Annotated in this window: 29 protein-coding genes, 2 tRNA genes and 1 pseudogene; 26 read left to right on the top strand and 6 right to left on the bottom strand. The window is 64.5% G+C overall.

The window, feature by feature from the left end; genetic code table 11:
• Positions 1-151 precede the first annotated feature (151 nt).
• Positions 152-1,858: a class I adenylate-forming enzyme family protein gene (locus E5673_RS13620; protein ID WP_136191521.1), complete on the top strand. Its 1,707-nt coding sequence runs from the start codon at positions 152-154 to the stop codon at positions 1,856-1,858.
• Positions 1,859-2,014: 156 nt separating this feature from the next.
• Here E5673_RS13620 and glpK read toward each other — a convergent pair whose 3' ends face one another.
• Positions 2,015-3,499: a glycerol kinase GlpK gene (glpK, locus tag E5673_RS13615; protein ID WP_136190411.1), complete on the bottom strand. Its 1,485-nt coding sequence runs from the start codon at positions 3,497-3,499 to the stop codon at positions 2,015-2,017.
• A gap of 172 nt (positions 3,500-3,671) precedes the next feature.
• On the opposite strand from glpK, the gene E5673_RS13610 reads away from it, so the two are divergent.
• The 3 genes from E5673_RS13610 (at position 3,672) to E5673_RS13600 (ending at position 5,126) form a co-directional block, all read left to right on the top strand.
• Positions 3,672-4,820, top strand: a complete 1,149-nt coding sequence (locus E5673_RS13610; RefSeq protein WP_136191520.1) for an AI-2E family transporter — start codon at positions 3,672-3,674, stop codon at positions 4,818-4,820.
• Between the two features lie 54 nt (positions 4,821-4,874).
• Positions 4,875-4,951 (top strand) — tRNA-Asp (locus E5673_RS13605).
• Positions 4,952-5,049: 98 nt separating this feature from the next.
• A tRNA-Asp gene (locus E5673_RS13600) sits at positions 5,050-5,126 on the top strand.
• A 282-nt stretch (positions 5,127-5,408) separates the two neighbouring features.
• Here the strand turns inward: E5673_RS13600 and E5673_RS13595 are convergent.
• From E5673_RS13595 to E5673_RS13580, 4 genes are all read right to left on the bottom strand, one after another.
• Positions 5,409-5,609 carry a DUF2842 domain-containing protein gene (locus E5673_RS13595; RefSeq protein WP_056048481.1) on the bottom strand — a complete coding sequence of 67 codons (201 nt, stop codon included), beginning with the start codon at positions 5,607-5,609 and terminating at the stop codon, positions 5,409-5,411.
• Positions 5,606-6,139, bottom strand: a complete 534-nt coding sequence (locus E5673_RS13590) for a 5-formyltetrahydrofolate cyclo-ligase (RefSeq protein WP_136190410.1) — start codon at positions 6,137-6,139, stop codon at positions 5,606-5,608. Before E5673_RS13590 ends, E5673_RS13595 begins: the two co-directional genes overlap by 4 nt.
• A 192-nt stretch (positions 6,140-6,331) precedes the next feature.
• Positions 6,332-6,640: a cell division protein ZapA gene (locus E5673_RS13585; RefSeq protein ID WP_056048487.1), complete on the bottom strand. Its 309-nt coding sequence runs from the start codon at positions 6,638-6,640 to the stop codon at positions 6,332-6,334.
• The gene (locus tag E5673_RS13580; protein ID WP_181321090.1) at positions 6,640-6,834 is read right to left on the bottom strand and encodes a hypothetical protein; all 195 of its coding nucleotides are present in this window, start codon (positions 6,832-6,834) and stop codon (positions 6,640-6,642) included. Before E5673_RS13580 ends, E5673_RS13585 begins: the two co-directional genes overlap by 1 nt.
• A 144-nt stretch (positions 6,835-6,978) precedes the next feature.
• Between E5673_RS13580 and gap the strand changes: the two genes are divergently transcribed.
• The 3 genes from gap (at position 6,979) to E5673_RS13565 (ending at position 9,765) form a co-directional block, all read left to right on the top strand.
• Positions 6,979-7,989: a type I glyceraldehyde-3-phosphate dehydrogenase gene (gap, locus tag E5673_RS13575; protein WP_056048489.1), complete on the top strand. Its 1,011-nt coding sequence runs from the start codon at positions 6,979-6,981 to the stop codon at positions 7,987-7,989.
• A 127-nt stretch (positions 7,990-8,116) separates the two neighbouring features.
• Positions 8,117-8,578, top strand: a complete 462-nt coding sequence (locus tag E5673_RS13570) for an MOSC domain-containing protein (RefSeq protein ID WP_136191519.1) — start codon at positions 8,117-8,119, stop codon at positions 8,576-8,578.
• Positions 8,575-9,765 (top strand): phosphoglycerate kinase, encoded by a 1,191-nt coding sequence (locus E5673_RS13565; protein ID WP_136190409.1) that lies wholly within the window; start codon positions 8,575-8,577, stop codon positions 9,763-9,765. Before E5673_RS13570 ends, E5673_RS13565 begins: the two co-directional genes overlap by 4 nt.
• Here the strand turns inward: E5673_RS13565 and E5673_RS13560 are convergent.
• Positions 9,762-10,229, bottom strand: a pseudogene (locus E5673_RS13560) (TlpA disulfide reductase family protein). The gene E5673_RS13565 and the pseudogene E5673_RS13560 overlap by 4 nt on opposite strands.
• A 163-nt stretch (positions 10,230-10,392) precedes the next feature.
• Here E5673_RS13560 and E5673_RS13555 point away from each other — a divergent pair.
• The 19 genes from E5673_RS13555 to nuoK all read left to right on the top strand — a co-directional run bounded on the left by E5673_RS13555 (position 10,393) and on the right by nuoK (position 25,907).
• A complete protein-coding gene (locus E5673_RS13555; protein WP_136190408.1) occupies positions 10,393-10,623 on the top strand; it encodes a ribbon-helix-helix protein, CopG family in 231 nt (76 codons plus the stop codon).
• Positions 10,620-10,949 carry a type II toxin-antitoxin system PemK/MazF family toxin gene (locus E5673_RS13550; protein WP_247599390.1) on the top strand — a complete coding sequence of 110 codons (330 nt, stop codon included), beginning with the start codon at positions 10,620-10,622 and terminating at the stop codon, positions 10,947-10,949. Before E5673_RS13555 ends, E5673_RS13550 begins: the two co-directional genes overlap by 4 nt.
• 13 nt (positions 10,950-10,962) lie before the next feature.
• A complete protein-coding gene (locus E5673_RS13545; RefSeq protein ID WP_136190407.1) occupies positions 10,963-11,883 on the top strand; it encodes a class I fructose-bisphosphate aldolase in 921 nt (306 codons plus the stop codon).
• Between the two features lie 74 nt (positions 11,884-11,957).
• Positions 11,958-12,647, top strand: coding sequence for a thiamine phosphate synthase (gene thiE, locus E5673_RS13540; protein ID WP_136190406.1), 690 nt, complete (start codon positions 11,958-11,960; stop codon positions 12,645-12,647).
• Positions 12,648-12,712: 65 nt separating this feature from the next.
• On the top strand, positions 12,713-13,726 hold the full coding sequence (locus tag E5673_RS13535) for a L,D-transpeptidase family protein (protein WP_247599389.1): 1,014 nt from the start codon (positions 12,713-12,715) through the stop codon (positions 13,724-13,726).
• Positions 13,727-13,730: 4 nt separating this feature from the next.
• Positions 13,731-14,336, top strand: coding sequence for a M23 family metallopeptidase (locus E5673_RS13530; protein WP_136190405.1), 606 nt, complete (start codon positions 13,731-13,733; stop codon positions 14,334-14,336).
• 87 nt (positions 14,337-14,423) lie between these two features.
• On the top strand, positions 14,424-14,987 hold the full coding sequence (gene efp / locus E5673_RS13525; RefSeq protein ID WP_056482276.1) for an elongation factor P: 564 nt from the start codon (positions 14,424-14,426) through the stop codon (positions 14,985-14,987).
• A 111-nt stretch (positions 14,988-15,098) separates the two neighbouring features.
• Positions 15,099-15,911, top strand: a complete 813-nt coding sequence (locus tag E5673_RS13520; protein WP_056048515.1) for an inositol monophosphatase family protein — start codon at positions 15,099-15,101, stop codon at positions 15,909-15,911.
• Positions 15,912-16,492: 581 nt separating this feature from the next.
• Positions 16,493-16,867, top strand: a complete 375-nt coding sequence (locus E5673_RS13515; protein ID WP_121903273.1) for an NADH-quinone oxidoreductase subunit A — start codon at positions 16,493-16,495, stop codon at positions 16,865-16,867.
• Entirely contained in the window at positions 16,858-17,406 is a 549-nt protein-coding gene (locus E5673_RS13510; protein ID WP_056058310.1) for an NADH-quinone oxidoreductase subunit B, read from the top strand. The genes E5673_RS13515 and E5673_RS13510 overlap by 10 nt, the downstream gene beginning before the upstream one ends.
• Positions 17,403-18,227, top strand: coding sequence for an NADH-quinone oxidoreductase subunit C (locus E5673_RS13505; RefSeq protein ID WP_136190404.1), 825 nt, complete (start codon positions 17,403-17,405; stop codon positions 18,225-18,227). The genes E5673_RS13510 and E5673_RS13505 overlap by 4 nt, the downstream gene beginning before the upstream one ends.
• Positions 18,224-19,459 carry an NADH-quinone oxidoreductase subunit D gene (locus E5673_RS13500; RefSeq protein ID WP_056048527.1) on the top strand — a complete coding sequence of 412 codons (1,236 nt, stop codon included), beginning with the start codon at positions 18,224-18,226 and terminating at the stop codon, positions 19,457-19,459. Before E5673_RS13505 ends, E5673_RS13500 begins: the two co-directional genes overlap by 4 nt.
• Complete coding sequence (locus E5673_RS13495; protein ID WP_056048529.1) at positions 19,459-20,127, top strand: NAD(P)H-dependent oxidoreductase subunit E; 669 nt, start codon at positions 19,459-19,461, stop codon at positions 20,125-20,127. Before E5673_RS13500 ends, E5673_RS13495 begins: the two co-directional genes overlap by 1 nt.
• Entirely contained in the window at positions 20,127-21,428 is a 1,302-nt protein-coding gene (gene nuoF / locus E5673_RS13490; RefSeq protein ID WP_136190403.1) for an NADH-quinone oxidoreductase subunit NuoF, read from the top strand. The genes E5673_RS13495 and nuoF overlap by 1 nt, the downstream gene beginning before the upstream one ends.
• Positions 21,428-23,422, top strand: a complete 1,995-nt coding sequence (gene nuoG, locus E5673_RS13485) for an NADH-quinone oxidoreductase subunit NuoG (protein ID WP_136190402.1) — start codon at positions 21,428-21,430, stop codon at positions 23,420-23,422. The genes nuoF and nuoG overlap by 1 nt, the downstream gene beginning before the upstream one ends.
• Entirely contained in the window at positions 23,419-24,465 is a 1,047-nt protein-coding gene (nuoH, locus tag E5673_RS13480) for an NADH-quinone oxidoreductase subunit NuoH (protein WP_056058320.1), read from the top strand. Before nuoG ends, nuoH begins: the two co-directional genes overlap by 4 nt.
• Positions 24,462-24,947 carry an NADH-quinone oxidoreductase subunit NuoI gene (gene nuoI / locus E5673_RS13475; RefSeq protein ID WP_055877898.1) on the top strand — a complete coding sequence of 162 codons (486 nt, stop codon included), beginning with the start codon at positions 24,462-24,464 and terminating at the stop codon, positions 24,945-24,947. Before nuoH ends, nuoI begins: the two co-directional genes overlap by 4 nt.
• 43 nt (positions 24,948-24,990) lie before the next feature.
• Complete coding sequence (locus E5673_RS13470) at positions 24,991-25,602, top strand: NADH-quinone oxidoreductase subunit J (protein WP_056048540.1); 612 nt, start codon at positions 24,991-24,993, stop codon at positions 25,600-25,602.
• A gap of 2 nt (positions 25,603-25,604) precedes the next feature.
• Complete coding sequence (gene nuoK / locus E5673_RS13465; protein WP_175518104.1) at positions 25,605-25,907, top strand: NADH-quinone oxidoreductase subunit NuoK; 303 nt, start codon at positions 25,605-25,607, stop codon at positions 25,905-25,907.
• Positions 25,908-25,912 lie beyond the last annotated feature (5 nt).

The raw sequence follows: 25,912 nt of genomic DNA, 5'->3' as shown, positions 1-25,912 counted from the left end.
CGAACTTGGTGCCTCTATTGCCTTGAGTGCGGCAGGAATCAACTATAACCTGTCTTCGAACAGGCGATAAGCCAAACCCGAAATTCAACTCTGGAGGCAACCGGTCTTGGCAAGCGAACCGATCATCGCACTCGATCCCTCCTGGCCGGCGATGTCGCTCGCCGATGCCGAGCGACTCCTGACCGCGCCCGGCGCGAAGTTCGAGATGGAGGTTTTGACGATCGACGGGATCGAGACGCGCATCTGGAAGAACGCGCCGCCGTCGCTCAGGTGGCTGGCCGAGGCGGCGCGAGCGCATGGCGAGCGGGTGTTCACCGCGTATGAGGACGAGCGCGTCACCTACGAGGCGAACTTTCGGGCGATCGCCGTGCTGGCGCACCGGTTGCGCGAGATGGGTATCGGTCCCGGCGACCGCGTCGCGCTGGCGATGCGCAACCTGCCCGAATGGCCGGTCGCGTTCTTTGCAGGCGCGAGCATCGGCGCGATCATGGTGCCGCTCAATGCGTGGTGGACCGGCGCGGAGATGGAATACGGCCTCGCCGATTCGGGCGCGCGCGTGCTGATCACCGACGACGAGCGGCATCACCGGCTGGAGGCGGCCTACGCGACGCTGCCGGCGCTGGAGCACGTGTTCGTCGCGCGCGCCGCGGAGCCGCTGACCGGGATCGTCACGCGGCTGGAGGACGTGATCGGCACGCCGCATGACTGGGCTGCGTTGCCTGACGTTGGCCTGCCGGAGGCGACGATCGCACCCGACGACGATGCGACGATCTTCTACACCAGCGGCACCACCGGCGCACCGAAGGGGGCGCTCGGCACGCACCGCAACATGATGTCGAACATCCTGTCGGGCGGCTATTCGTCGGCGCGCTCGTTCCTGCGACGTGGCGAGGCGCCGCCCGAGCCAACGCCTCGCGTGACCTTGACCGTGATTCCGCTGTTCCACGTTACCGCCTGCTCGGCGGGGATGATGGGGGTGATCGCGACGGGCAGCACGATGATCTTCATGCGGAAATGGGACACGATCCGCGCGATGGAGATCATCGAGCGCGAGAAGGTCAACATCACCGGTGGAGTGCCGACCATTGCCTGGCAGTTGCTCGAACACCCTGACCGTGGCCGTTACGACCTCTCGTCGCTCGAATCGATCGCCTATGGCGGCGCGCCCGCTGCCCCCGAACTGGTGAAGCGCATCCATGCCGAGTTTGGCGCGATGCCCGGCAATGGCTGGGGCATGACCGAGACGATGGCGACCGTCACGCATCACGGCGGCGAGGACTACCTCAACCGCCCGACCAGCGCGGGGCCACCAGTCGCGGCTGCCGACCTGAAGATCATGGCGGACGACGGCCTGACGGAGATGCCTCTGGGCGAGGTCGGCGAACTTTGGGCACGCGGCCCGATGATCGTGAAGGGCTATTGGAACAAGCCCGACGCAACCGCCGCGACCTTCGTCGACGGCTGGGTCCGGACCGGCGACCTCGCCCGCCTCGACGACGAAGGATTCTGCTACATTGTCGACCGCGCCAAGGACATGATTATCCGCGGCGGCGAGAACATCTACTCCAGCGAAGTAGAGAACGTCCTATACGCTCACCCCGCAGTGACCGACGCGGCGCTGATTGGTATTCCACATCGTATTTTGGGGGAGGAGCCCGCAGCGGTGGTGCACCTCGCGCCGGGTGCGGTGACAACCGAGGCGGAATTGCAGAGCTGGGTGCGGCAACATCTAGCAGCGTTCAAGACGCCGGTCGCCGTGCGCTTCGTGCACGAGACTCTGCCGCGCAATGCCAATGGGAAAATCTTGAAGAAGGATCTGCAGGTGTTGTTCGAGCATCGGGTGGGGGTGGTGGCTTAGCCGCAGCGTGCCTGCCCGGGCGCACCTCTCCGGCGGAGGCCGGGGTCCAGTCGGGAAGGTCGTGGTAACGACGCGCTGCCCTACGTTGGCGACGTTCCTCAACTGGGCCCCGGCCTCCGCCGGGGTGGTGGTTGGGGTTGCGGCGAGCGATCGGTTCTAGCGCTTAGACCCTGCGACGACCGCATCGACCGCAGCCTTCCATCCCGCCAGTCGCGCCTGCCGCTCGTCCTCTTCCAGCGACGGCGTGAACGTCTCGACCGCGCCGCGCATAGCCGTCGCCTCCTCCAGCCCTCCGAACAGCCCCGCACCTACCCCAGCCAGCATCGCCGCGCCCAACGCGGTCGTCTCCGCAAATTTCGGCCGCTCGACCTCGATCCCCAGCAAATCCGCCATGTCCTGCGCCATCCAGTCGTTGGCGACCATGCCGCCGTCGATTCGCAGGCTGTGCCAGTCGATGCCGTCAGCGGCGAAGGCGGTCATCAGGTCATGCGCCTGGTACGCCATCGCCTCCAGCGCCGCGCGGGCCACATGCGCCTTGCCAGTGGCGAAGCTCAGTCCCGAGATGCTCGCGCGCGCGTCCGGCTCCCACCACGGTGCGCCGAGGCCGCTGAGCGCGGGCACGAGATACACGCCGCCGGTGTCGGGCACGCTGCGGGCGAGTGCTTCGGTTTCGGCGGCCGTGCCGATCAGGCCGAGCGTGTCGCGAAGCCACTGGACGAGGCTGCCGGCGACGAACACCGATCCCTCCAGCGCATAGGCGCGCTCGCCGCCCAACTGCCATGCGACCGTCGAGAGCATCCGGTGCCCCGATGTCGGCGGCGTCGCGCCGGCATGGGTGAGGATGAACGCGCCCGTTCCGAACGTCGCCTTGGTCTGCCCGGGTGCGAGGCAGGCCTGGCCTATCGCCGCGGCCTGCTGGTCGCCAGCGATGCCGCAGACCTGGATCGCCGCGCCGAACGCGGTCGTCTCGCCGAACCGTCCGGCGCAGTCGACGATCTCTGGCAACGCCGTGCGCGGCACGCCGAACAGCGCGCAGAGCCCATCGTCCCAGTCGCCGGTATGCACGTCCATTAAGGCGGTGCGCGAGGCGTTGGTCGCGTCCGTCACGTGCAACCCGCCGGTCAGTTTCCAGATCAGCCAGCTGTCGACCGTGCCGATCGCAAGGCGCGCTCCCGCGTCGGCGAGTTGGGGCCACTCCCGCATGGCCCAGCCGATCTTCGAGGCGGAAAAATATGGGTCGAGGAGCAAGCCGGTCTTGGCCTGAACCTCCTCCTCGTGACCCTTCTCGCGCAAGTCCCGGCAGATCGCGGCGGTACGCCTGTCCTGCCAGACGATTGCGGGCGCGAGCGGTTGGCCGGTCGCGCGGTCCCAGAAGACGATCGTCTCGCGCTGGTTGGTGATGCCGACCCCGGCGATCCGGTGCGCGCCGCCTGCCTGCGCGACCATCGCCGCGGTCACGCGGAGTGTCTTGCGCCAGATCTCGGCCGCGTCATGCTCTACCCAGCCCGCGCGCGGGTATGTCTGGTCGAGCGCGCGGGCTTCGCTGGCGATGCAGCGGCCGTCGGTCGCAAAAAGCATGGCGCGGGTGGAGGTGGTGCCCTCGTCAATGACGAGAATTAGATCGGTGACGTCGTTCGGCATGCTTGAATGCTAGCCACGATTACGGGATGGGGGAACAAAGGAAAATGCCATGACGGACGAGGGCCTTCGCCACGAAACGAACCAGCCGCAAGGCGGGGACAGCGCCGTTACCGAAGGTCCGCCGGCCGAGAGTGCGTTCGGGCTGCCGATCGCGGTCGGGGTCGAGGATGCGATGCGAATCGCGCAGCGTCGCGATCGGTTGCTGGCGGCGCTGACGCTGACCGCGGGCGTTGGGCTCATACTCGCGACGCCGTTCGCGTTGAAATCCGGAGCGGAGTTCTTCCTTCCGCTGACGATCGCGCTGGTGATTTCAGTGGCCTTGGTGCCGGTGCTCGAATGGCTCGAGCGGCGGCATGTTCCTTCGCCGCTTGCCGCGATCCTGTGCATTCTCGTCTTCTTAATCGCCGCGAACATTGCGATCGCCGCGATCCTCGTACCGGCGACCGACTTCTTCCGGTTGTTGCCGACGCGGTTGGATCGGATCCAGAACAATCTCGCGCCGCTGCTCGATCTGTATTCGAGCCTCGAGAAATACGTGAACAAGACGCTGCGGCAGGTCGCGTCGACGCCGATCAAGCAGCCGGCGACCGCGGGGGTTGCGGCACCAGGCTCGATCCTCGAACTCGCGGCGACGTCGGCGCCGGCCGTGATCGTCCAGTTCCTGTTCGGAATTCTAATTGTGTTCTTCTTCCTGTCGGGCTGGACGCGGATGCGGCGGCAAACGATCACGGGGCGGACCAGCTTCGACGGGGCGATGGCGACAGCTCGCGTGATCCAGGACATCGTCGACGACGTGTCGGCGTATCTGGGGACGATCACGCTGATCAATATCGTGCTCGGGATCATTACCGGGGTGGCGCTGTGGTTCATCGGCATGCCGTATCCGGCGATGTGGGGCGGGATCGTCGCGCTGCTCAATTACATCCCGTATTTCGGGCCGGTGATCGGTGCGTTCCTGCTCGCGCTCGGCGGGCTTATGACGTTCTCCGACATCTGGATGGCGATGCTGCCGCCGGCGCTGATGTACGGACTGCACCTGGTCGAGGCGAACGCGATCACGCCGTTCGTGGTCGGGCACCGGCTGACGATCAGTCCGTTGCTGATCCTGATCTCGCTGAGCTTCTGGGGATGGGTGTGGGGCACGTCGGGCGCGCTGCTCGCGGTCCCGCTGCTGATCATCATCCAGACAATCGTAAAGGCCGCTGGTAAGCCCGATATCGCCGGGTTCCTGTTCGAGCACGGAACGCTGGTGCAGCCCAAGACCGGGCGAAACCGCCGTCGTGGCGACCCGCCCGAGGCACAACGTGAAACTGGCGGATAATTTGGGTTGACGGTATTCGAACCCTCGCCTAGTTGCCGCCTCCACGCTGTTTCAGCGGGTGTAGCTCAGTTGGTTAGAGCGCCGGCCTGTCACGCCGGAGGTCGCGGGTTCGAGTCCCGTCACTCGCGCCATCGTTTGCCCTGACCGGGTAGATGGTTCGAGATCGTGTCGAGGTTTTGACGAGCCTTCCCGCGTGTCCTTTGGGACGCTAGGGTTCGTCATTGGGAATGCGGGTGTAGCTCAGTTGGTTAGAGCGCCGGCCTGTCACGCCGGAGGTCGCGGGTTCGAGTCCCGTCACTCGCGCCACCCTAATGGGTGGCCGAGATTCTTAAAGATTTTGGGTGCTGCGAGCATTCCGTTCCGTAGATCATCCGGAACCACCAACCCCTTTCCGTTCGTGCTGAGTAGAGACCGAGTAGCTCCGTTAGGAGCGTATCGAGGGCTCGTATCGAAGCATGGGTTCCGCCGCCAACCTGTCCTTCGATACGCCCTCTCGATACGCCGCTGCGCGGCTACTCGATGGCTACTCAGGACGAACGGCAAGGGAGCCGGCGGCGGTGCAGCGCACCGGATTAGGGAAACGCCGGGCTACCGCCCGAGCTCCATCCAGCGCAGGACCGGCTTCAGCGGTGCGATCCAGATCAGGCCAGTGAATAGGTAGAACACCAACTGCCCCAGCCAGTGCCAGCTGCCGACGATGTTCGACAAGCTAACGATAGCCACGCACCACACCAGGATCAGCAGAAGGATGCCCAGCATCCCGACGGGTTTGCGCCAGGTTGGCGTCATGGCGTGATCCAGTCTGATTCGGTGGCGATGGCGTGGAGCGGGACGTCCCACGGGTCCGGGGTCAGCGTTTCGACCTCCTGCACCGACAACGCAACCCCCACGCGCCACGCGTTCGGGTGGGCGACGAACGCGCGGTCATAATAGCCGGCGCCCTGGCCGATCCGGTTGCCGCTGCGATCGAAGCCGACGAGCGGTGTCAGGATGATGTCGGGTTCGAGTTCGGCCGCGTCCTCGGCGGGCTGGTGCAGTCCGAATGGCCCGGCGATCAGGGCTGCCTCGGTTGCCCAGGACAGGAAGCGCATCGGCAGCGAGCGGCGGACGACATGGGGCAGGGCGATGACGCACCCGGCATCGACGGCGGCGCGCGCGAAGGGCGAAGGATCGGCCTCGCCGCCGAACGGGACATAGGAGGCGACCGTCAATCCGGGTTTCAGCCGTGCCAGAAACGCCGACGGCACAGGAAGCTCGACCGGCGGGCGCGCTTCCCGCGCGGCGCGGAGCGAGGCTCTCAGCGCGCTCTTGTCGGTCATGCGGCGACCTTGGAAGATGGTGGTGTGGCGGGCCCACCATGGCCGTGTGCCGGGTTATCCACTGACGCACGGTACGTCAGGTGGGGACCATGTGCTTCGGACCAGGATCCTAACAGGGACAGCCCCCTATGGATGATGAATAGCCTCAGGGATAATAAAGGCTCGTACCGGGCAGAACCCGCCACAGCCAATCTAGGCGTTCGGAGGGCTTAGCTCAAGGGCTTGTGCAAGCCCTTCGAGACGATCGGCGATCCGGGTAAGTGCGATCTCGCTGACCGCGGAGCCTTCGGGTGGGCGGTGCGCGGCTTCGTCAAGGTCGTCGGCGAGCATCAGCGCGACGAACAGCATCGCCCGCTCGGCGCTGAGGCCACCCGCCGCGCGGTCCGCGGTCGCCCAGCGTTCGGCGACCATCGCACCCAGCAGCCGCACGCGCGACTCTTCGCCGTCACGGCAGGCGACGGCGTGGGGACGGCCGCCGATATCGAGCATGACCTGGGCCATCAGTTGGGGCTCCCGCGCGTGATGACGTCGTCGAGCGCGGCGACGGCTTCGGCCATCCGCGCCTTGAGAGCGGCGTGGCGCTTGGCGAGCGCGTCGCCGGCTTCGGTGCGGGCTGCAATGGCGGATTCGATCCGTGCGATCGCGGCGTCGATCCGTTCGACGGCAGTTGGTCCGTCGGGAAGTGTTTCTGACATGCCATGCGAGATAGCATGGACGGGGGGTGCGACAAGTCGGTTTAGGCGAAACCCATCACCATCCACGGTGTTGACAGGGCGCCCCACCGCCCCGCAAAGGCTGCGCGCCCGGAACGGACTCGCGGGCGTAGCGGAGATACAGCAATGACGGTCAAGGTTGCGATCAACGGTTTCGGGCGCATCGGCCGTCTCGTCGCCCGTGCGGTACTCGAACAGTCGAACGGCGCACTCGAACTCGTCGCGATCAACGATCTCGGCGATGCCAAGTCGAACGCCTGGCTGTTCAAGCGCGACAGCGTGCACGGCAAGTATCCGGGTGAGGTTTCGGCCGAGGGCAACGAGCTGGTCGTCGACGGCAAGCGCATCCGCGTCACCGCCGAGCGTGACCCGGCGAACCTGCCGCATGCCGAGCTGGGCGTCGACATCGTGCTCGAATGCACCGGCTTCTTCACCGACAAGGCGAGCTGCCAGAAGCATCTCGATGCCGGCGCCAAGAAGGTGCTGATCTCGGCACCGGGCAAGAACGTCGACCTGACCGTCGTCTACGGCGTCAACCACGACAAGCTGACCGCCGAGCACACGATCGTCTCGAACGCGTCGTGCACCACCAACTGCCTGGCGCCCGTCGCCAAGGTGCTGAACGATGCGATCGGTATCGAGCGCGGCCTGATGACGACCGTGCATGCGTACACCAACGACCAGAAGATCCTCGACCAGATCCACCCTGACCTGCGTCGCGCACGCGCTGCTGCGATGTCGATGATCCCGACGACGACGGGAGCCGCTCGTGCGGTTGCCGAAGTGCTGCCGGAGCTGAAGGGCAAGCTCGACGGCTCGGCGATCCGCGTGCCGGTGCCGGACGTGTCGCTGATCGACCTGACCTTTACCCCGTCGCGCGATACGACGCGTGAAGAGGTGAATGCGGTGCTGAAGGCGGCCTCCGAGAGCGGCCCGCTGGTCGGCGTGCTCGACTGGTCGGACGAGCCGCTGGTGTCGATCGATCTGCAGCATACCCCGGCGTCGTCGACGATCGACAGCCTGGAGACCGCGGTGATCGACGGCAAGCTGGTCCGGGTGGTCAGCTGGTACGACAACGAATGGGGCTTCTCGAACCGGATGGTCGATACGGCGACCGCGATGGCGAAGTTCATCTAAGCCTGCGATCCATGCCCCCCCTCTTCCGTTCGCTTCGAGCGCAGTCGAGAAGTCGTCTCCCGTGACAGATGGTGTCTCGACTGCGCTCGACACGAACGGGGAGGGGGCGGTGGCTCAGGCCTTCGGGATGGTGGGCACCATCGCCGGCATCGCCCGACACCCCCGCGCGAAAGCCCCGATGGAGGTCATCGACCATGTCGAGATCACCATCGAGGCCGGGCTGCACGGCGACTTCCGCGGCTATGTGAAGCCCGGCGGCATGGGCCGGCGCCAGGTCACGTTGCTGGAACGCAGCGACTGGGCCACGGCGATGGCCGAGGTCGGCCAGGATATCCCATGGTATGAACGCCGCGCGAACCTGCTCGTCGACGGCTTCGACTTACCCCAGATACCCGGCACCCGGCTGCGCATCGGCGCGGACGTCGTGCTGGAGGTGACGCGCCACACCGATCCGTGCGAACGCATGGAGGCATTGGCGCCAGGATTGTTCGCCGCGCTGACGCCCGACTGGCGGGGCGGGGCCTGTACCCGAGTTTTGATGGGCGGCAGTATCGCCGTCGGTGATGAGATCAGGATCGAAGAACCATGACCAAGCCATTCAAGACGCTCGATGATATGGGCGACATCCAGGGCAAGCGCGTGCTCGTCCGCGAAGACCTGAACGTGCCGATGGCCGAGGGTCGCGTCACCGACGACACCCGCCTGCGCGCGACCGTCGCCACCGTTGGGGAACTCGCCGACAAGGGTGCGATCGTCCTTGTCCTAGCACATTTCGGCCGTCCCAAGGGTGTGCCGAGCCCGGAGTTCTCGCTGTCGCAGGTCGTGAAGCCGTACAGCGAAGTGCTCGGTCGCGAAGTCCGCTATATCGATTGGGAAGGCGCCGACGCCGCGGTTGCGACGCTGGAACCCGGCGACATCGCGGTGCTGGAGAACACGCGCTTCTTCGGCGGTGAAGAGGCTAACGACGCAGCGGTGGTCCAGCGGTTCGCCAGCCTCGGCGATCTCTACGTCAACGATGCCTTCTCCGCTGCACATCGCGCGCACGCCTCGACCGAAGGCCTTGCACACTTATTGCCCGCCTTTGCCGGCCGCGCGATGGAAGCCGAACTCGACGCGCTCCAGAAGGCGCTCGGTGCGCCCGAGCATCCGGTCGCGGCGGTCGTCGGTGGCGCCAAGGTATCTTCGAAGCTCGACGTGCTACGCCATCTCGTCACCAAGGTAGATCATCTGATCATCGGCGGCGGCATGGCCAACACCTTCCTCGCGGCGCGCGGCGTGGATGTCGGCAAAAGCCTGTGCGAGCATGAGCTTGCGAGCGTTTGCGAACAGATCATGGAAGCGGCGGACAAGGCGAACTGCACGGTCCACCTGCCGTACGACGTGGTGGTCGCCAAGGAGTTCAAGCCGAACACCGCCACCCGCACCGTCAACGTCCACGAAGTCGCCGCCGACGAGATGATCCTCGATGTCGGCCCGGCCGCGGTCGAGTCGCTCGGGGACGTTCTCAAGAACTGCCGCACGCTGGTCTGGAACGGCCCGCTCGGTGCGTTCGAGACGGTGCCGTTCGACAAGGCGACCGTCGCGCTCGCCAGGACGGCGGCGGCTCTGACCGAAGGCGGCTCGCTCGTCTCTGTCGCCGGTGGCGGCGATACGGTCGCTGCGCTCAATCACGCCGGTGTCGCGGACGCCTTCACGTTCGTCTCGACCGCTGGCGGCGCGTTCCTGGAATGGATGGAAGGCAAGGACCTTCCCGGCGTTGCAGCGCTGACCCGTTAGGGCGCTGGTTCCCGCAGCAGCGGGACCAGCAGGCAGTTCAAGTCGTTAAGGTCGAACGCGCCGGTTTTCGCATAGCGAACGATACCGGCGCGATCGATGATGAAGTTGGTGGGGAGGGCGCCCAGGTGCGTGAACGGTCCCTTGATCCGCCGTGCGGACTGGATCGCCATCGCGGCGAACAGCGGCTTGAGCCTCGCCGCGGACAGTGAATCCTCCGTCGCCACCGCGAAAACGCGCAGGCCATTGTCCTTTCGAAGCCTATAGTAATTATCGAGCAGCGGCAGTTCGGCCTTGCAGGGGCCGCACTAGGTCGCCCAGAAATTCAGGACGACGACCTGGCCGCGAAGGTCGGCGCTGCGGACCTTGCTGCCGTCGATGAGCGTCAGTTCGAAATCGGGTGCACGCTCGCCGATCTTTACTGCCGCCGTTGCTGGTCCCGGTGCTACGGATGCCGCCATCAGCATCGCGCACGTTATGATCCCGCGCAAAATCGTCATCGCCCTCGTCCCCCTGTGGACATTCTCCGCGTCCGACGACCTTCCGTCAATCGCGCGGCCAACCGAGCGGGCAGGGGATTGATCCCGGCCATTCGCGCGCCTATGTTTAACATGTTAAACGGAGACTCGGATGCTCGGCGTCAGGCTCGATAGCGAACTCGAAGAACGACTCGCGGCAGTTGCGCGCACCCAAGGGCGCAGCAAAAGCGATATCGCACGCGAAGCCGTGCGACGCTATGTCGAACGCCACGACGAGGCGTTCCTTGCGGAGGCACGGCGTCAGTCGCTCGCGGCGGCGGACCATGATCGTCGGGCCGGTGAAGAAGATTGGGACGCACTGATCGCGGCGCCACTTGCATGAAATTCGTGCGCGGTATGATCGTAGTTGGGACTGGCAAGGGCGATTTCTCTGGAAAACCGCGCCCTTTTCTCGTTGTCCAGTCCGACCTCTTTGCGGATCATGCGACGATTTCTCTGTGCCCGCTGACGAGTGTCATCAGCGGGACGAACCTGTTTCGCGTCTCGCTCGAGGCGTCTCCCGAGACCGGCCTTCTCCGCGACAGCGATATCCAGGTCGACAAGCTTGATACGCTCGACCGCAACGCGATCGTAAAAATCATCGGTACGATACCCATCACCACCATGACCCGGGTCGACGACGCACTGCGCCGCTGGCTCGAACTCTAGACAGGAATTCAGCATGACCTCGACAATCACCCCGCAAATCAAAACCATTCTCGACAAATACGAAGCCACCAGCCCGGCGGTGAAGGCGAACCTCGCGCGCATCCTGATGCAGGGCAAGCTCGGCGGCACCGGCAAGATGGTGATCCTGCCGGTCGACCAGGGGTTCGAGCATGGCCCGGCGCGCAGCTTCTCGGTCAATCCGGCGGCGTACGACCCGCACTACCACTATCAGCTGGCGATCGACGCGGGGCTCAGTGCCTATGCCGCGCCGCTCGGAATGCTCGAAGCGGGAGCGGATACGTTTGCCGGGCAAATTCCGACGATCCTGAAGTGCAACAGCTCGAACAGCTGGGCGACGACGATCGATCAGGCAGTGACGGCCACGGTGTCGGATGCAGTGCGGCTTGGCTCGGCGGCGATCGGCTTCACCATCTATCCTGGCGCGGAACAGTTCTTCGACCTCGTCGAGGAAATCCGCGAACTGAGCGAAGAGGCGAAGTCGGTCGGCATCGCGACGGTGATCTGGTCGTATCCGCGCGGCGGCGAGCTGACCAAGGACGGCGAGCTCGCGCTCGACGTCGGCGCCTATGCCGCGCATATCGCGGCGCTGCTCGGCGCTCACATCATCAAGACCAAGCTGCCGACCGCGCATATCGAGCAGAAGGAAGCCAAGCCGCTGTATGCGAACACCGACTGGTCGAAGCAGTCGGACCGCGTGAAGCACGTCGTCCAGTCGAGCTTTGCCGGGCGCCGCATCAACGTCTTCTCGGGCGGCGCGTCGAAGGGCGAGGACGCGATCTTCCAGGACGCGCGCGACATCCGCGACGGCGGCGGCAACGGCTCGATTATCGGCCGCAACACCTTCCAGCGTCCGCGTGACGAAGCGCTGGCGATGCTCGACCGGATCATCCGGATCTACAAGAACGAAGAATAGCCTCGGTTTGCTTGCACCTCACCTCGGTCATGCGCCGGGGTGACGTGGCGGGTATGAGCGGCTAGGGGGCGGACATGACCGAATTCGAAGATCCGCTGGGCCCGCTCGATCCCAATTTCGCCGAGAATTTCCGCCGCGACATGCGCCGGCCGGCTTGCCAGTTGTATCTGGTATCGCCGCTGGACGTCGGGGGTGACTTTCCGGAGCGTCTTGCTCGCGCGCTTGATGCTGGCCCCGTGGCTGCGTTCCAGTTCCGCGTGAAGGATATCGACCAGCATGCGGCGGCCGCGCTGGGCGAGCCGTTGCGCGCGATCTGTGCCGAGCGCGACGTCGCGTTCATCGTCAACGACGATATCGGACTGGCCAAGCGGCTCGACGCGGATGGCGTACATCTAGGGCAGGACGATGGCGATCCGCGCGAGGCGCGCGCGCAGCTCGGGCCCAATGCGCAGATCGGGGTGAGTTGTCACGGCAGCCGCCATCTGGCGATGGAAGCGGGCGAGGCTGGGGCCGATTACGTTGCGTTCGGGGCGTTCTATCCGACGACGACGAAGGTCGCGACGCACACCGCTGAGCCGGTGATCCTGTCGTGGTGGTCGACGCTGTTCGAGATGCCATGCGTCGCGATCGGCGGGATTACGCCGGAGAATGCTGGTCCGCTGATTGCTGCGGGTGCCGACTTCATTGCGGTGTCGAGCGCCGTTTGGGGTAGCGACGAGGTCGCTGCGATCAAGGCGTTCGGCGAGGTTCTCGCGAAGCGCTGAGCCGTTGGAAACAACCGTCGTCCTGACCGTTTGATGCAGCAGCGTAACGGTTTGGGATGATGGGCATGACGGCATTTGCGATGAAGGCTTCGGTTCTTGCGGCATGCCTGCTGGGTGCCGCGTCGCCCTCGTTGGCACAGACGGCACCAGCCAAGCCCGTACCGATCGATCGCAACATCCTGCACGTACAGGTTATCCTCGACCATCTCGGCTTCGGGCCGGGCGTGCTCGACGGGCGCGGCGGGCAGTCGCTGGTGGCGGCGCTGAAGGGGTTTCAGGAGGCGAAGGGGCTGCCAATTACCGGCAAGTCTGACGCGCGGACGTTGCAGGCGCTGTATCCGTACCGCGCCGCGCGGCCGACGGTGACGGTCGCGCTGACGCCGGAAATGCTGGCAGGGCCGTTCGTTAATCCGTTCCCGAAGGATCCTGCCAAGCAGGCTGAACTGCCGTCGCTGGGCTACAAGAATGTCATGGAGAAGCTCGGCGAGATGTTCCACACGACGCCGGCGGTGATCGTGGCGCTGAACTCGCCGACGACGAAGCTGGCGCCGGGCACCAAGGTCGTGTTTCCCAACGCACTGCCATCGTCGCGCGCGTACGATCCGAAGCTCAAGCCCGACTGGATCGCCACGCTCACCATGCTGAACGTCGATGCGAAGCAGCCGCAGGCGGACCATGTCGTGGTCGACAAGTCGGACGGCGTGCTGCGCGTGCTCGACGCGAACGACAAGCTGATCGCGCAATTCTCGGCGACGATGGGGTCGAGCCACGATCCGCTGCCGCTCGGCACGTGGACGATCAAGGGCTCCGATTACAATCCGAAGTTCCACTTCAATCCGGCACTGTTCTGGGATGCGAAGAAGGGGCAGACGAAGGAGATGTTACCGCCGGGGCCGAATGGTCCGGTCGGTGTCGTATGGATGGATCTGTCGAAGGAGCATTATGGCATTCACGGCACGCCGAACCCCGAGACGATCGGGCGTGCCGAGAGCCATGGCTGCATCCGCCTGACCAACTGGGATGCGGCGCGATTGTCGATGATGATCAAGCCGGGGACCAAGGCCGTGTTCCAGGCTTGAGGCGATGACGCGGACGTTCTGGATCATTCTCGGGCTGATCGTGGTTGTGGTCGGCGGCTTTGCGTCGATGGTGTCGTTCGGGAGCAGCGGTAGCGGCATCGAGCGGCGGGTGCCTTGGCGTAAGTCGGCGCCCCCGGCTGAGGTCGCTACCGTTTCCGTGACGCCGGGGGCGCTGGTTGTCCCAGTGGCAGGCGTCCCACGCAAGGCGATTGCGAACAGTTGGAACGATGCGCGGGGCGGCGGGCTGCGAGGCCATCATGGCACGGATATCATGGCACCGGGCGGCACGCCCGTCGTCGCGGCTGCGCCGGGGCGGGTCGAAAAGCTGTTTCAGAGCGGGCTTGGCGGCATCACGCTTTACGTCCGCTCGCCGGATCGCCGCTGGACCTATTATTACGCGCATCTTGCGGGGTACGCGGCCGGCATTCGCGAGGGGATGGCGGTCAAGGCGGGCGACACCTTGGGCTATGTCGGCGACTCCGGCGATGCGGGGGCAGGCAACTACCACCTCCATTTCGGGCTGACCAAGATGCAGCCGGGTGAGCGCTGGTGGCAGGGCGAGAACGTGAACCCGTACCCGCTGCTTGCCGGACGCGAGCGCGCCCGCTAAAGCCCGCCGCTTCGGGTTTCCGCAGAGCCACGCCTTGATGGCCATGCTTCGCGGACAGCCCCTAGCTCTTTCCAGCAGGAATCGGTCATGAAGATCAACGCGGTCGAGATTCGTCCCGGCAACATTCTTGAATATGAGGGCGGCATTTGGCGCGCCGTCAAGATTCAGCATACCCAGCCCGGCAAGGGCGGTGCCTATATGCAGGTCGAGATGAAGAACCTCATCGACGGCCGCAAGAACAACACCCGCTTCCGCTCCGCCGAGAGCGTCGAGAAGGTGCGGCTCGAGACCGTCGACTTCCAGTTCCTGTTCCGCGAAGGCGACATGCTCACCTTCATGGACAAGATCAATTACGAGCAGATCTCGCTCGACGCCGACATCCTGGGCGACGCCGCGGCGTTCCTGCAGGACGGCATGGACGTGGTGATGGAGCTCTGGGAAGAACGGCCAATCTCGGTCCAGCTGCCCGACACGATCGAGGCGCTGATCGTCGAGGCGGACGCCGTCGTGAAGGGGCAGACTGCTTCGTCGAGCTACAAGCCTGCCGTGCTGGAGAACGGCGTGCGCGTAATGGTGCCGCCGCATATCGGTGCGGGCACGCGGATCGTGGTCGATGTGTACGAGCAGACCTACGTGCGTCGCGCGGACTGAGTTCCCCTTCCGCTTGCGGGAGGGGTTAGGGGAGGGCCTTCTTCCAGCTTCGCGTATCGGTTCAAGCCCTCCCCCGACCCCTCCCGCAAGCGGGAGGGGAGGAGATTTCTAATGCCCAGCCATTCCGGCATCATGACCGTCATCGAGCGCGCCGCCCGCAAGGCCGCGCCGCGCCTGCGCCGCGACTTCAACGAGGTCCAGCAGCTCCAGGTGAGCCGCAAGGGTCCAGCCGATTTCGTCAGCCAGGCCGACCAGCGCGCCGAGCAGACGATCTTCGAAGAACTCAGCCACGCCCGTCCCGACTGGGGCATGCTGATGGAAGAGCGCGGCGAGGTCGAGGGCGATCCGAACAAGCCGCGCTTCATCGTCGATCCGCTGGATGGTACGTCGAACTTCCTCCACGGCATCCCGCATTTCTGCATCTCGATCGCAGTCGAGGAGCCGATGCCGAACGGCAAGCGCGAGGTGACCACCGCGCTGGTGTATCAGCCGCTGACCGATGAAAGCTTCTGGGCGGAGAAGGGTCGGGGTGCTTGGCTCACCGACCAGCGCCTGCGCGTGTCGTCGCGGCGTGATCTGTCCGAATCGCTGATCGCGACGGGGATTCCGTTCCTGGGGCATGGTGACTTCGCTCAGTGGAGCCGGATTTTCGGCGCGGTTGCGCCTGAGGTTGCGGGCATCCGTCGTCTTGGTGCTGCGGCCCTCGATCTGGCATGGCTTGCGGCCGGTCGGTTCGACGGCTTCTGGGAATCGAACCTGAAGCCTTGGGACGTTGCGGCTGGCATGCTGCTGGTTAAGGAAGCCGGTGGCTTCGTCACCGACTTCCGTGGCGGCGATCGTGCAATGGAGCGTAACGAGTTCCTCGCTGCGAACGATGCATTGCACTCGCGTCTGCACAAGCTGGTGGCCGGAGCGCTGCGCTAAGGCGGATGAACGATCCTCCCCCGCAAGGGGGAGGTGGCAGGCGTTTGCCAGTCGGAGGGGGAGGTAGGGCAACCTCTGTTCCGCGTCCTCCCCCTCCGTCACCTTCGGTGCCACCTCCCCCTGGCGGGGGAGGATCGTAAGGTTGGAGGGCATCAGCGCGCAGTCCGTGATGCCGGCTTGTTCCGGCATCCACTCGCGCAAAACATCTTCCGTCGTCTGTTTGCGATACCGGAGGACTTCGGGACTACTCGGTGTACCCCCTAGAGCCGAAGTTAGCTTGTCTCCCCGCGAAGGCGGGGATCTAGATTGGACTCCCGCCTTCGCGGGAGAACAAGGAGGCGGGGGCTGTCTTTCGAACGCGGCGTCGTCTTTGCTTCTCAGCAAGGCGCCGGACACGTCCGAGGTGACGGATCGGTATCGGCGACGTCATGGGGCGCCAACGCTCGTCCACGCCAGGTAACGCATGTTTCCCGTCACTCCGTCCGTCCACTTGCGAGTGATTCTCACACCCTCCACGCCTTGCCCATCACCCCCCATCGGCCTAAAGCGGCCCCGTTCCGTTCGCACTTGCGAGAAGCAATTTGGTCGACCTGTCGCACTATCTTCCGATCCTCCTGTTCCTCGGGGTCGCCATCGCATTGTCGAGCACGTTCGTGTTCCTGCCGATGGCCGTCTCGCGCCTCACGGGGTCACACAAGCCTACGCCTGAGAAGCTCAGCGAATACGAGTGCGGCTTTCCCGCATTCGAGGATCCGCGGAGCCAGTTCGACGTACGCTTCTACCTGATCGCCATCCTCTTCATCATCTTCGATCTTGAGGCCGCGTTCCTGTATCCCTGGGCCGTCTCGGTCTTCACGCTCGGCTGGACCGCGTGGATTTCGATGATGATCTTTATCGGCGAATTGGCCCTTGGCCTCGTCTACGCATGGAAGAAGGGAGCACTCGATTGGGAGTAGAGCTTCAGCCCGCACCCGGTTCGCCCAGTTCGCTGGTGCCACCCGACCAGGGCTTTTTCGACGGTTTGAACGGTGAACTGACGGACAAGGGTTTCCTCGTCACGTCGACCGAAGAGCTGTTCCAGTGGGCCCGTACCGGCTCGCTGTGGTGGATGACGTTCGGGCTCGCGTGCTGCGCGGTCGAGATGATCCACGTCAACATGCCCCGCTACGATCTGGAGCGCTTCGGTGCCGCACCGCGCGCGTCGCCGCGTCAGTCGGACGTGATGATCGTTGCCGGCACGCTCTGCAACAAGATGGCCCCGGCACTCCGCAAGGTCTATGACCAGATGTCCGAGCCCAAGTACGTGATCTCGATGGGATCGTGCGCGAACGGCGGCGGCTATTATCATTACAGCTACAGCGTCGTGCGTGGCTGCGATCGGATCGTGCCGGTGGATATCTACGTTCCTGGGTGCCCGCCGACGGCTGAGGCGCTGCTGTACGGCATCATGCAGTTGCAGCGGAAGATCCGGCGGTCCGGGAGCATCGAGCGTTGAGGGCTCCCGCACCAGCTTACGCGTCGAACGACGGCGTGATCGACAGCGCCCGCGCGGCGCTCGGCGGCATGCTGATCGACGCGGTCGATCATGTCGGCGAAGTCGCGCTGCACGTTCGTCGTGAAGACCTGTACGACGCGATGATCGCGCTGCGCGATACGCCGGGGCTTGCCTACCAGCAGCTCATGGAGATCGCCGGCGTCGACTATCCGGATCGTGCTGAGCGCTTCGAGGTCGTCTATTGCATGTTGTCGCTGACGCGGAATCACCGCCTGCGCGTGCATGTCGCGACCGACGAGGAAAAGCCGGTGCCGTCGGTGACGGACATCTGGCCGGTCGCCGGCTGGCTCGAGCGCGAAGTGTACGACATGTACGGCGTGCTGTTCAGCGGTAACCCGGACCTGCGCCGCATCCTGACCGACTACGGCTTCCGCGGTCATCCGCAGCGGAAAGACTTCCCGCTGACCGGGTATGTCGAGCTGCGCTATTCGGAAGAGTCGAAGCGCGTCGTGTACGAGCCCGTTCAGCTTGCGCAGGACTTCCGTACGTTCGATTTCATGAGCCCGTGGGAGGGCGCGAACTACGTCCTTCCGGGTGACGAGAAGGGCGCATTGCCCGAGGCCAAGGGTGCTCCGACGCCGCTCAAGGCTGACACCATCGTAAAGGCGGACGCGGCGCAGTCGCCTACCCAGGCGCCGACCGAACCCAAGAGCACCGAGTCGACCGCACAGACGGGCGCCGGCAAGTCGGAGTCCGATGCGACGCCGAAGCCTGCGAACCCCGACGTGGTCCCGACTAAGGGTGGAGGACAGAACCAGTGAGTCTGTATGTCGAAGAGCTTCTGGGCGAGGCCGACGCAGCCGATCCCACGACCGGCGACGTCACGATCCAGAACTACACGATCAACTTCGGTCCGCAGCATCCCGCCGCGCACGGCGTGTTGCGCCTCGTCATGGAGCTCGACGGCGAGATCGTCGAGCGCGTCGATCCGCATGTCGGCCTGCTCCACCGCGGCACCGAGAAGCTGATCGAATACAAGACCTACACGCAGGCGCTGCCGTATTTCGATCGTCTCGATTACTGCTCGCCGTTGTGCATGGAGCATAGCTGGGTGTTGGCGGTCGAGAAGCTGCTCGATCTCGAAGTGCCCGAGCGCGCGCAGTATCTGCGGGTGTTCTTCGCCGAGCTGACGCGCATCTCGAACCACATGCTCAATCTGGGCTCGCACGTCATGGACGTCGGCGCGATGACGCCGAACCTGTGGCTGTTCGAAATCCGCGAAGACTGCATGAACTTCTTCGAGCGTGTCAGTGGCGCGCGCATGCATTCGAACTATTTCCGTCCGGGTGGCGTGCATCAGGATGCGCCGCTTAAGTTGCTCGCCGATATCGGCGACTGGCTCGACACGCGCCTGCCGCGGCTGTTCGAGGACGCTATTTCGCTCGTCGCGGACAACCGCATTTTCAAGCAGCGCAACGTCGACATCGCCGTGGTCAGCCGTGACGACGCGATCAAATGGGGCTTTTCCGGCCCGATGATCCGCGGCTCGGGTATCGCCTGGGATCTGCGCAAGTCGCAGCCCTATGACGCCTACGCCAAGATGGACTTCGAGGTGCCGGTCGGCACGCGCGGCGATTGCTATGACCGGTTCATGGTACGCGTCGAGGAAGTGCGTCAGTCCGCGCGGATCATGAAGCAGTGCCTGCGCGACATGCCCGAGGGGCCGATCGCGTCGCTCGACCGCAAGGTCGTGCCGCCCAAGCGCGGTGAGATGAAGCAGTCGATGGAAGCGCTGATCCATCACTTCAAGCTCTACACCGAGGGCTTCCACGTGCCCGCCGGCGACGTCTATGTCGCGACCGAAAGCCCCAAGGGCGAGTTCGGCGTGTATCTGGTCGCCGATGGCTCGAACAAGCCGTACCGCTGCAAAATCCGCCCGACCGCGTTCTCGCATCTGCAAGCCATGGACTTCATGGCGAAGGGCCACATGCTGGCGGATACGACCGCGATCCTCGGCGCGATGGATATCGTTTTTGGTGAATGTGACCGCTAATGGCTGAAGCTCCGAAAATTCCCGACGAGGCCGAGACTCGCGCACGCTGGGGTTCGTTCGCGTGGACGGACGAGAATCAGGTGAAGGCGAACGAGATCCTCGGGCGCTATCCCAAGGGTCGCGAGCAGTCGGCGTCGATCCCGTTGCTTGATCTGGCGCAACGCCAGGTCGGCGCGGAAACGCAGACGCAGGGCTGGTTGCCGGTGCCGGTGATCGAGTTCGTCGCGCGTCAGATCAGCGTGCCGTACATGCGCGTGTACGAGGTCGTGACCTTCTACACGATGTTCAATCTCGCGCCGGTCGGTCGCTTCCACGTCCAGGTCTGCGGCACGACGCCGTGCATGCTGCGCGGGTCGGACGACGTTCTGGCCGCGTGCAAGAATCGCGGGCTGGTCAAGGGCGGCACGACGCCGGACGGCATGTTCACGCTGACCGAGGTCGAGTGCCTGGGCACGTGCGCGAATGCGCCGATGGTGCAGATCAACGACGATAACTTCGAAGATCTCGACTACGACAAGACGACCGAGATCCTCGAGGCGCTGGCCAATGGCGGGCACCCGACGCCGGGTCCGCAATTCGGTCGTCGCGCGAGCTGCCCCGAAGGCGGCCCGACCTCGTTGAAGGCGATGGTCGACGCGAACCACGATTACCGGGGGGAGTGGGCCTGATGCTCGCCGACAAGGACCGCATCTTTACCAACGTCTACGGTTTCCAGCCGTGGAACATCGCCGCAGCGATCATGCGCGGCGATTGGGACAACACCAAGGATTTGATGGCGCTCGGCCAGGACGCGATCATCGACGTGATGAAGGCGTCGGGTCTGCGCGGCCGTGGCGGTGCGGGCTTCCCGACCGGCACCAAATGGTCGTTCATGCCGAAGGAGCCCAAGCCCGACCGGCCGAACTTCCTCGTCATCAACGCCGATGAGTCCGAGCCGGGCAGCTGCAAGGATCGCGAGATCATCCGCCACGATCCGCACAAGCTGATCGAAGGCGCGCTGATCGCCGGGTTCGCGATGCGCGCGCGTGCCGCGTACATCTACATCCGCGGCGAATATATTCGTGAGGCCGAAGTGCTCTTCGCAGCCGTTGCCGAGGCTTACGACCGCGGCTTCATCGGCAAGAACGCGTGCGGCTCGGGCTACGACTTCGACGTGTTCGTGCATCGTGGCGCCGGCGCCTACATCTGCGGCGAAGAGACCGCGATGTTGGAAAGCCTCGAGGGCAAGAAGGGTCAGCCGCGGCTGAAGCCTCCATTCCCGGCGGGTGCCGGTCTTTATGGCTGCCCGACGACGGTCAATAACGTCGAATCGATCGCGGTTGCGCCGACGATCCTGCGGCGTGGCGCTGCGTGGTTCTCCAGCTTCGGCGCGGAGAACAACCGTGGCACCAAGCTGTTCCAGATCAGCGGCCATGTGAACAAGCCGTGCGTCGTCGAGGAAGAGATGAGCATCTCATTCCGCGACCTGATCGAGACGCATTGCGGTGGCATCCGTGGCGGCTGGGACAATCTGCTCGCGGTGATCCCGGGTGGTTCTTCGGTGCCGCTCGTGCCCGCCGCGCAGATCATGGATTGCGCGATGGACTTCGACGGCCTGAAGGCGGTCGGCTCGGGCCTCGGCACCGCGGCGATCATCGTCATGGACAAGTCGACCGACATCGTCCGCGCGATCAGCCGCATCTCGTATTTCTACAAGCACGAGAGCTGTGGCCAGTGCACGCCGTGCCGCGAAGGCACCGGCTGGATGTGGCGCGTGATGGAGCGGATGCGCACCGGAGACGCCGAGCTGTCCGAGATCGACATGCTCCAGCAGGTCACAAAGCAGGTCGAGGGTCACTCGATCTGCGCGCTCGGTGACGCTGCAGCCTGGCCGATCCAGGGCCTTATCAAGCATTTCCGCCCCGAGATGGAGCGCCGTATCCGTGAGCGCGGTGGCGACACCGCGCCGATGATGGAAGCCGCAGAGTAATGCCCTTAGTCAAAGTCGATGGCGTAGAGATCGAGGTGCCGCAGGGTGCCACCGTGCTGCAGGCGTGCGAGCTTGCCGGCAAGGAGATCCCGCGTTTCTGTTATCACGAGCGGCTGAGCATCGCCGGCAATTGCCGGATGTGCCTGGTCGAGGTGAAGCCTGGTCCGCCCAAGCCGCAAGCGTCGTGCGCGCTGCCGGCGGCGGACAAGCAGGAGATCTTCACCAACTCGCCGATGGTCAAGAATGCCCGCGAGGGCATCATGGAATTCCTGCTGATCAACCATCCGCTCGATTGCCCGATCTGCGATCAGGGTGGCGAGTGCGATCTCCAGGACCAGTCTGTCGCCTACGGCCGCGGCCACTCGCGCTACGACGAGAACAAGCGCGCGGTCACTGAGAAGTATATGGGTCCGATCGTCAAGACGGTCATGACCCGCTGCATCCAGTGCACGCGCTGCATCCGGTTCGCCGAGGAAGTGTCCGGCGTCGAGGAGATCGGTGCGATCTTCCGCGGCGAGGACATGCAGATCACCTCGTATCTCGAGAATGCGGTCAAGAGCGAGCTGAGCGGCAACGTCGTCGATCTGTGCCCGGTGGGCGCGCTGACGTCGAAGCCGTACGCGTTCGAGGCGCGCCCTTGGGAATTGCGCAAGACGCTGACGATCGACGTGATGGATGCGGTCGGCACCAACATCCGGCTCGACAGCCGTGGTCGTCAGGTGCTGCGCTGCGTACCGCGGATCAACGAGGACGTGAACGAGGAGTGGGCGACCGACAAGACGCGCCACGCGATCGACGGCCTCGTCCGTCGTCGCCTCGACAAGCCTTATGTCCGGGTGAACGGCAAGCTACAGCCTGCGACGTGGGATGAAGCGTTCGAAGCGATCAAGGCGGTGAACGCCGGGTCGAGCGTCGCGGCGGTTGCCGGCGATCTGGTCGATTGCGAGACGATGTACGCCGCCAAGGCGCTGCTCGCGAAGATGGGGTCGAGCCTGCTCGAAGGTCGTCAGACCGGTATGGACTATGACGCGACGAGCATTGCCGCGGTCAATTTCAACACGACGATCGCCGGTACCGAGCGTGCCGACGCGATCCTGTTGGTGGGTACCAACCTGCGCTGGGAAGCGCCGCTGGTGAACACGCGGGTGCGCAAAGCCATCAAGAAGGGCGCAAAGGTCTTTGCGATCGGGCCGGAGACGGATTTGACCTACAAGGTCGAGTGGCTCGGCGACGATCTGGCGCTGCTCGGCAATCTGCCCGAGGCGGTGACCGAGGCATTCGCGAAAGCAGAACGCCCGATGGTGATCGTCGGTGGCGGCGCGCTGAAGGGTGGCCATGCGGCTGCGCTCAAGCTCGTCGATACGCTGGGTGTCGTGAAGGACGGCTGGAACGGCTTCAACGTTGTCCACATGGCGGCCTCGCGGATGGGCGGGCTGATGCTCGGCTACGCGCAGAAGGGCGGGATCGCCGACGTGATGGGGGCGAAGCTCGGCTTCTTCCTCGGCGCGGACGAGGTCGATTATGCGAAGTTCGCAGGCTTCAAGGTGTTTGTGGGCCATCACGGCGACAAAGGTGCGGCGGCTGCCGACGTAATCCTGCCGGGTGTCACCTACGCCGAGAAGTCGGGCACGTGGGTCAATCTCGAAGGGCGCGTTCAGCGCGGCGAGCGCGCTGTGTTCGCACCGGGCGACGCGCGTGACGACTGGTCGATCTTCCGAGCGCTGTCCGACACGCTCGGCCACACGCTGCCGTTCGACAGCTTCGAGGGGCTGCGCGAGGAAATGTACGCAGACGTGCCTGCGTTGCGGCATCAGGCGCTCGCGACGTTCGAGTGGAACCCGCCTTCGCTCAACGGTGCAGGTGAGGGTGTCCTCGCCGGCTATCCGATCAAGGACTTCTACCTGACCAACGCGATTTGCCGTGCGTCGCCGACGATGCAGCGCTGCTCGGCCGAACTTCTCCACGGAGAAGATTACGCGGAGGCAGCCGAATGATCTCCTGGTTCGAATCCTCGCTCGGTTACGACTGGGCGTTCTTCCTCGCGACGATCATCGACATCCTCGTGATCGCGTTGCCGCTGATGCTGGCGGTGGCGATGATCATCTATGCCGACCGGAAAATCTGGGCGGCGATGGCATTGCGGCGTGGTCCCAACGTCGTCGGTCCGTTCGGCTTGCTGCAGAGCTTTGCCGACGGCCTGAAGGTGTTCCTGCAGGAGACGATCGTCCCCGCAGCCGCCAACCGGACGCTGTTCCTGCTGGCACCGATCATTACCTTCACGGTCGCGCTGATCGTCTGGGCGGTGGTGCCGTTCGGCGTCGGCGTCGTGCTCGCGGACATCAACGTTGGGCTGCTCTACGTGCTCGCGGCCTCGTCGCTCGGCGTCTACGGGATCATCCTGTCGGGTTGGGCGTCGAATTCGAAATACCCGTTCTACTCGGCGCTTCGTGCGGCCGCGCAGATGGTGTCGTACGAAGTCGCGATCGGCTTCATCCTGATTTCGGTCGTGCTGTGGACCGGCAGCTTCAATCTGTCGGCGATCGTGATGGCGCAGAAGTCGCATGTCTGGTTCTTCAACGGGTACATCCTCAATCCGCTGATGTTCCCGATGGCGGTGATGTTCTTCATCTCGTCGCTGGCCGAAACGCAGCGCGCGCCGTTCGATCTGACCGAGGCGGAGAGCGAGCTCGTCGCCGGATACCAGACCGAATATTCGTCGATGTCGTTCGCGCTGTTCTGGCTCGGCGAGTACGCCAACGTGCTGCTGATGTGCGCGCTCAACGCGACGCTGTTCTGGGGCGGCTGGCTGCCACCGGTCGACTGGGCACCGCTGTATTACGTGCCGGGGATCATCTGGCTGTTTGCCAAGATCCTGTTCTTCTTTTTTCTGTTCAGCTGGGTGAAGGCGACCGTGCCGCGCTATCGCTACGATCAGCTGATGCGGCTCGGCTGGAAGGTCTTCCTCCCCGTCTCGCTGTTCTGGGTTTTCCTCGTGTCGGGCTATCTCATGCTGACGCGCGTTGGAGTGGGTTCATGAGCGTCGCTCAGATCATCAAGTCGTTTACTTTGTGGGAATTCGTGAAGGCGCACGCGTTGACGCTTCGCTATTTCTTCAAGGAAAAGGCGACGATCAACTATCCGTACGAGCGCAATCCGGTGTCGCCGCGGTTCCGTGGTGAGCATGCGCTGCGTCGCTATCCGAACGGCGAAGAGCGGTGCATCGCGTGCAAGCTGTGCGAGGCCGTGTGTCCCGCGCAGGCGATCACGATCGAAGCCGAGCCGCGCGACGATGGTTCACGCCGCACCACGCGCTACGACATCGACATGACCAAGTGCATTTACTGCGGCCTGTGTGCCGAGGCGTGCCCGGTAGATGCGATCGTCGAGGGACCGAACTACGAGTTCGCTACCGAGACGCGCGAAGAGCTCATCTACGACAAGTCGAAGCTGCTCGATAATGGCGACCGTTGGGAAAGCGCGATCGCGGCTAACCTTGCCGCCGATGCGCCGTACCGTTAATGGCGCGCTCATTCTTCTCGTGGGCGTCTAAGGGGCCGCAATCGTGATTCAGGCCTTAGCCTTCTACCTCTTCGCCTTCGTCGTCGTCCTGTCGGGCGCGCTGACGATCGCGTCGCGCAACCCGGTCCATTCGGTGATGTGGCTGATCCTCGCGTTCTTCAACGCGGCGGGGCTCATGATCCTGGTCGGTGCCGAGTTCATCGCGATGCTGCTCGTCATCGTCTATGTCGGCGCGGTCGCGGTGCTGTTCCTGTTCGTGGTCATGATGCTCGACATCGACTTCACCGAGCTTCGTGCAGGCGTCGCCCGGTATTTCGGGATCGGTCTCGCACTCGCGGTTGCACTCGCGGCCGAGGTGATGATCGCGATCGGCGCCTGGAGCACCGGTCCGATCCAGCTCGCACGTCGTGCCGCACCGATCGACGACACCGTGCCCAACATCCAGGCGATTGGTAACCTGCTCTACACGCGCTATCTGTTCGTATTCGAGGGTGCCGGCCTGGTGCTGCTGGTCGCGATGATCGGTGCGATCGTGCTGACCCACCGCCAGCGTGGCGGCGTCAAGGCGCAGAACATCAGCCGCCAGAACGCGCGTCGTCCGCAGGACGCCACGCGCAACACGAGCCCGGTCGTCGGGCAGGGAGTCGAACTGTGACGATCGGTCTCGTCCATTATCTGGTCGTCGCGGCGATCCTGTTCACGATGGGGGTGCTCGGCATCTTCCTGAACCGCAAGAACCTCATCGTCATCCTGATGGCGATCGAGCTGATCCTGCTGGCGGTGAACATCAATCTCGTCGCGTTCTCGGCGTTCCTCCACGATCTCGTCGGACAGGTGTTCGCGATGTTCGTGCTGACGGTCGCCGCGGGTGAAGCCGCGATCGGCCTCGCCATTCTCGTGATCTATTTCCGCGGTCGCGGCACCATCGCGGTCGACGACGTCAACCGGATGAAGGGGTAATACGG

This window comes from Sphingomonas sp. PAMC26645 (assembly GCF_004795835.1).
Lineage (GTDB): Bacteria > Pseudomonadota > Alphaproteobacteria > Sphingomonadales > Sphingomonadaceae > Sphingomonas.
The sequence above is the reverse complement of the archived record's forward strand: the minus strand, read 5'-3'. Positions and strand labels throughout refer to the sequence as shown.

Coding starts and splice junctions, on each gene's coding strand:
- E5673_RS13620 (WP_136191521.1), top strand. CDS start 152: ATGTCGCTCGCCGATGCCGAGCGACTCCTGACCGCGCCCGGCGCGAAG.
- glpK (WP_136190411.1), bottom strand. CDS start 3,499: ATGCCGAACGACGTCACCGATCTAATTCTCGTCATTGACGAGGGCACC.
- E5673_RS13610 (WP_136191520.1), top strand. CDS start 3,672: ATGCGAATCGCGCAGCGTCGCGATCGGTTGCTGGCGGCGCTGACGCTG.
- E5673_RS13595 (WP_056048481.1), bottom strand. CDS start 5,609: ATGACGCCAACCTGGCGCAAACCCGTCGGGATGCTGGGCATCCTTCTG.
- E5673_RS13590 (WP_136190410.1), bottom strand. CDS start 6,139: ATGACCGACAAGAGCGCGCTGAGAGCCTCGCTCCGCGCCGCGCGGGAA.
- E5673_RS13585 (WP_056048487.1), bottom strand. CDS start 6,640: ATGGCCCAGGTCATGCTCGATATCGGCGGCCGTCCCCACGCCGTCGCC.
- E5673_RS13580 (WP_181321090.1), bottom strand. CDS start 6,834: ATGTCAGAAACACTTCCCGACGGACCAACTGCCGTCGAACGGATCGAC.
- gap (WP_056048489.1), top strand. CDS start 6,979: ATGACGGTCAAGGTTGCGATCAACGGTTTCGGGCGCATCGGCCGTCTC.
- E5673_RS13570 (WP_136191519.1), top strand. CDS start 8,117: ATGGTGGGCACCATCGCCGGCATCGCCCGACACCCCCGCGCGAAAGCC.
- E5673_RS13565 (WP_136190409.1), top strand. CDS start 8,575: ATGACCAAGCCATTCAAGACGCTCGATGATATGGGCGACATCCAGGGC.
- E5673_RS13555 (WP_136190408.1), top strand. CDS start 10,393: ATGCTCGGCGTCAGGCTCGATAGCGAACTCGAAGAACGACTCGCGGCA.
- E5673_RS13550 (WP_247599390.1), top strand. CDS start 10,620: ATGAAATTCGTGCGCGGTATGATCGTAGTTGGGACTGGCAAGGGCGAT.
- E5673_RS13545 (WP_136190407.1), top strand. CDS start 10,963: ATGACCTCGACAATCACCCCGCAAATCAAAACCATTCTCGACAAATAC.
- thiE (WP_136190406.1), top strand. CDS start 11,958: ATGACCGAATTCGAAGATCCGCTGGGCCCGCTCGATCCCAATTTCGCC.
- E5673_RS13535 (WP_247599389.1), top strand. CDS start 12,713: ATGACGGCATTTGCGATGAAGGCTTCGGTTCTTGCGGCATGCCTGCTG.
- E5673_RS13530 (WP_136190405.1), top strand. CDS start 13,731: ATGACGCGGACGTTCTGGATCATTCTCGGGCTGATCGTGGTTGTGGTC.
- efp (WP_056482276.1), top strand. CDS start 14,424: ATGAAGATCAACGCGGTCGAGATTCGTCCCGGCAACATTCTTGAATAT.
- E5673_RS13520 (WP_056048515.1), top strand. CDS start 15,099: ATGCCCAGCCATTCCGGCATCATGACCGTCATCGAGCGCGCCGCCCGC.
- E5673_RS13495 (WP_056048529.1), top strand. CDS start 19,459: ATGGCTGAAGCTCCGAAAATTCCCGACGAGGCCGAGACTCGCGCACGC.
- nuoF (WP_136190403.1), top strand. CDS start 20,127: ATGCTCGCCGACAAGGACCGCATCTTTACCAACGTCTACGGTTTCCAG.
- nuoG (WP_136190402.1), top strand. CDS start 21,428: ATGCCCTTAGTCAAAGTCGATGGCGTAGAGATCGAGGTGCCGCAGGGT.
- nuoH (WP_056058320.1), top strand. CDS start 23,419: ATGATCTCCTGGTTCGAATCCTCGCTCGGTTACGACTGGGCGTTCTTC.
- nuoI (WP_055877898.1), top strand. CDS start 24,462: ATGAGCGTCGCTCAGATCATCAAGTCGTTTACTTTGTGGGAATTCGTG.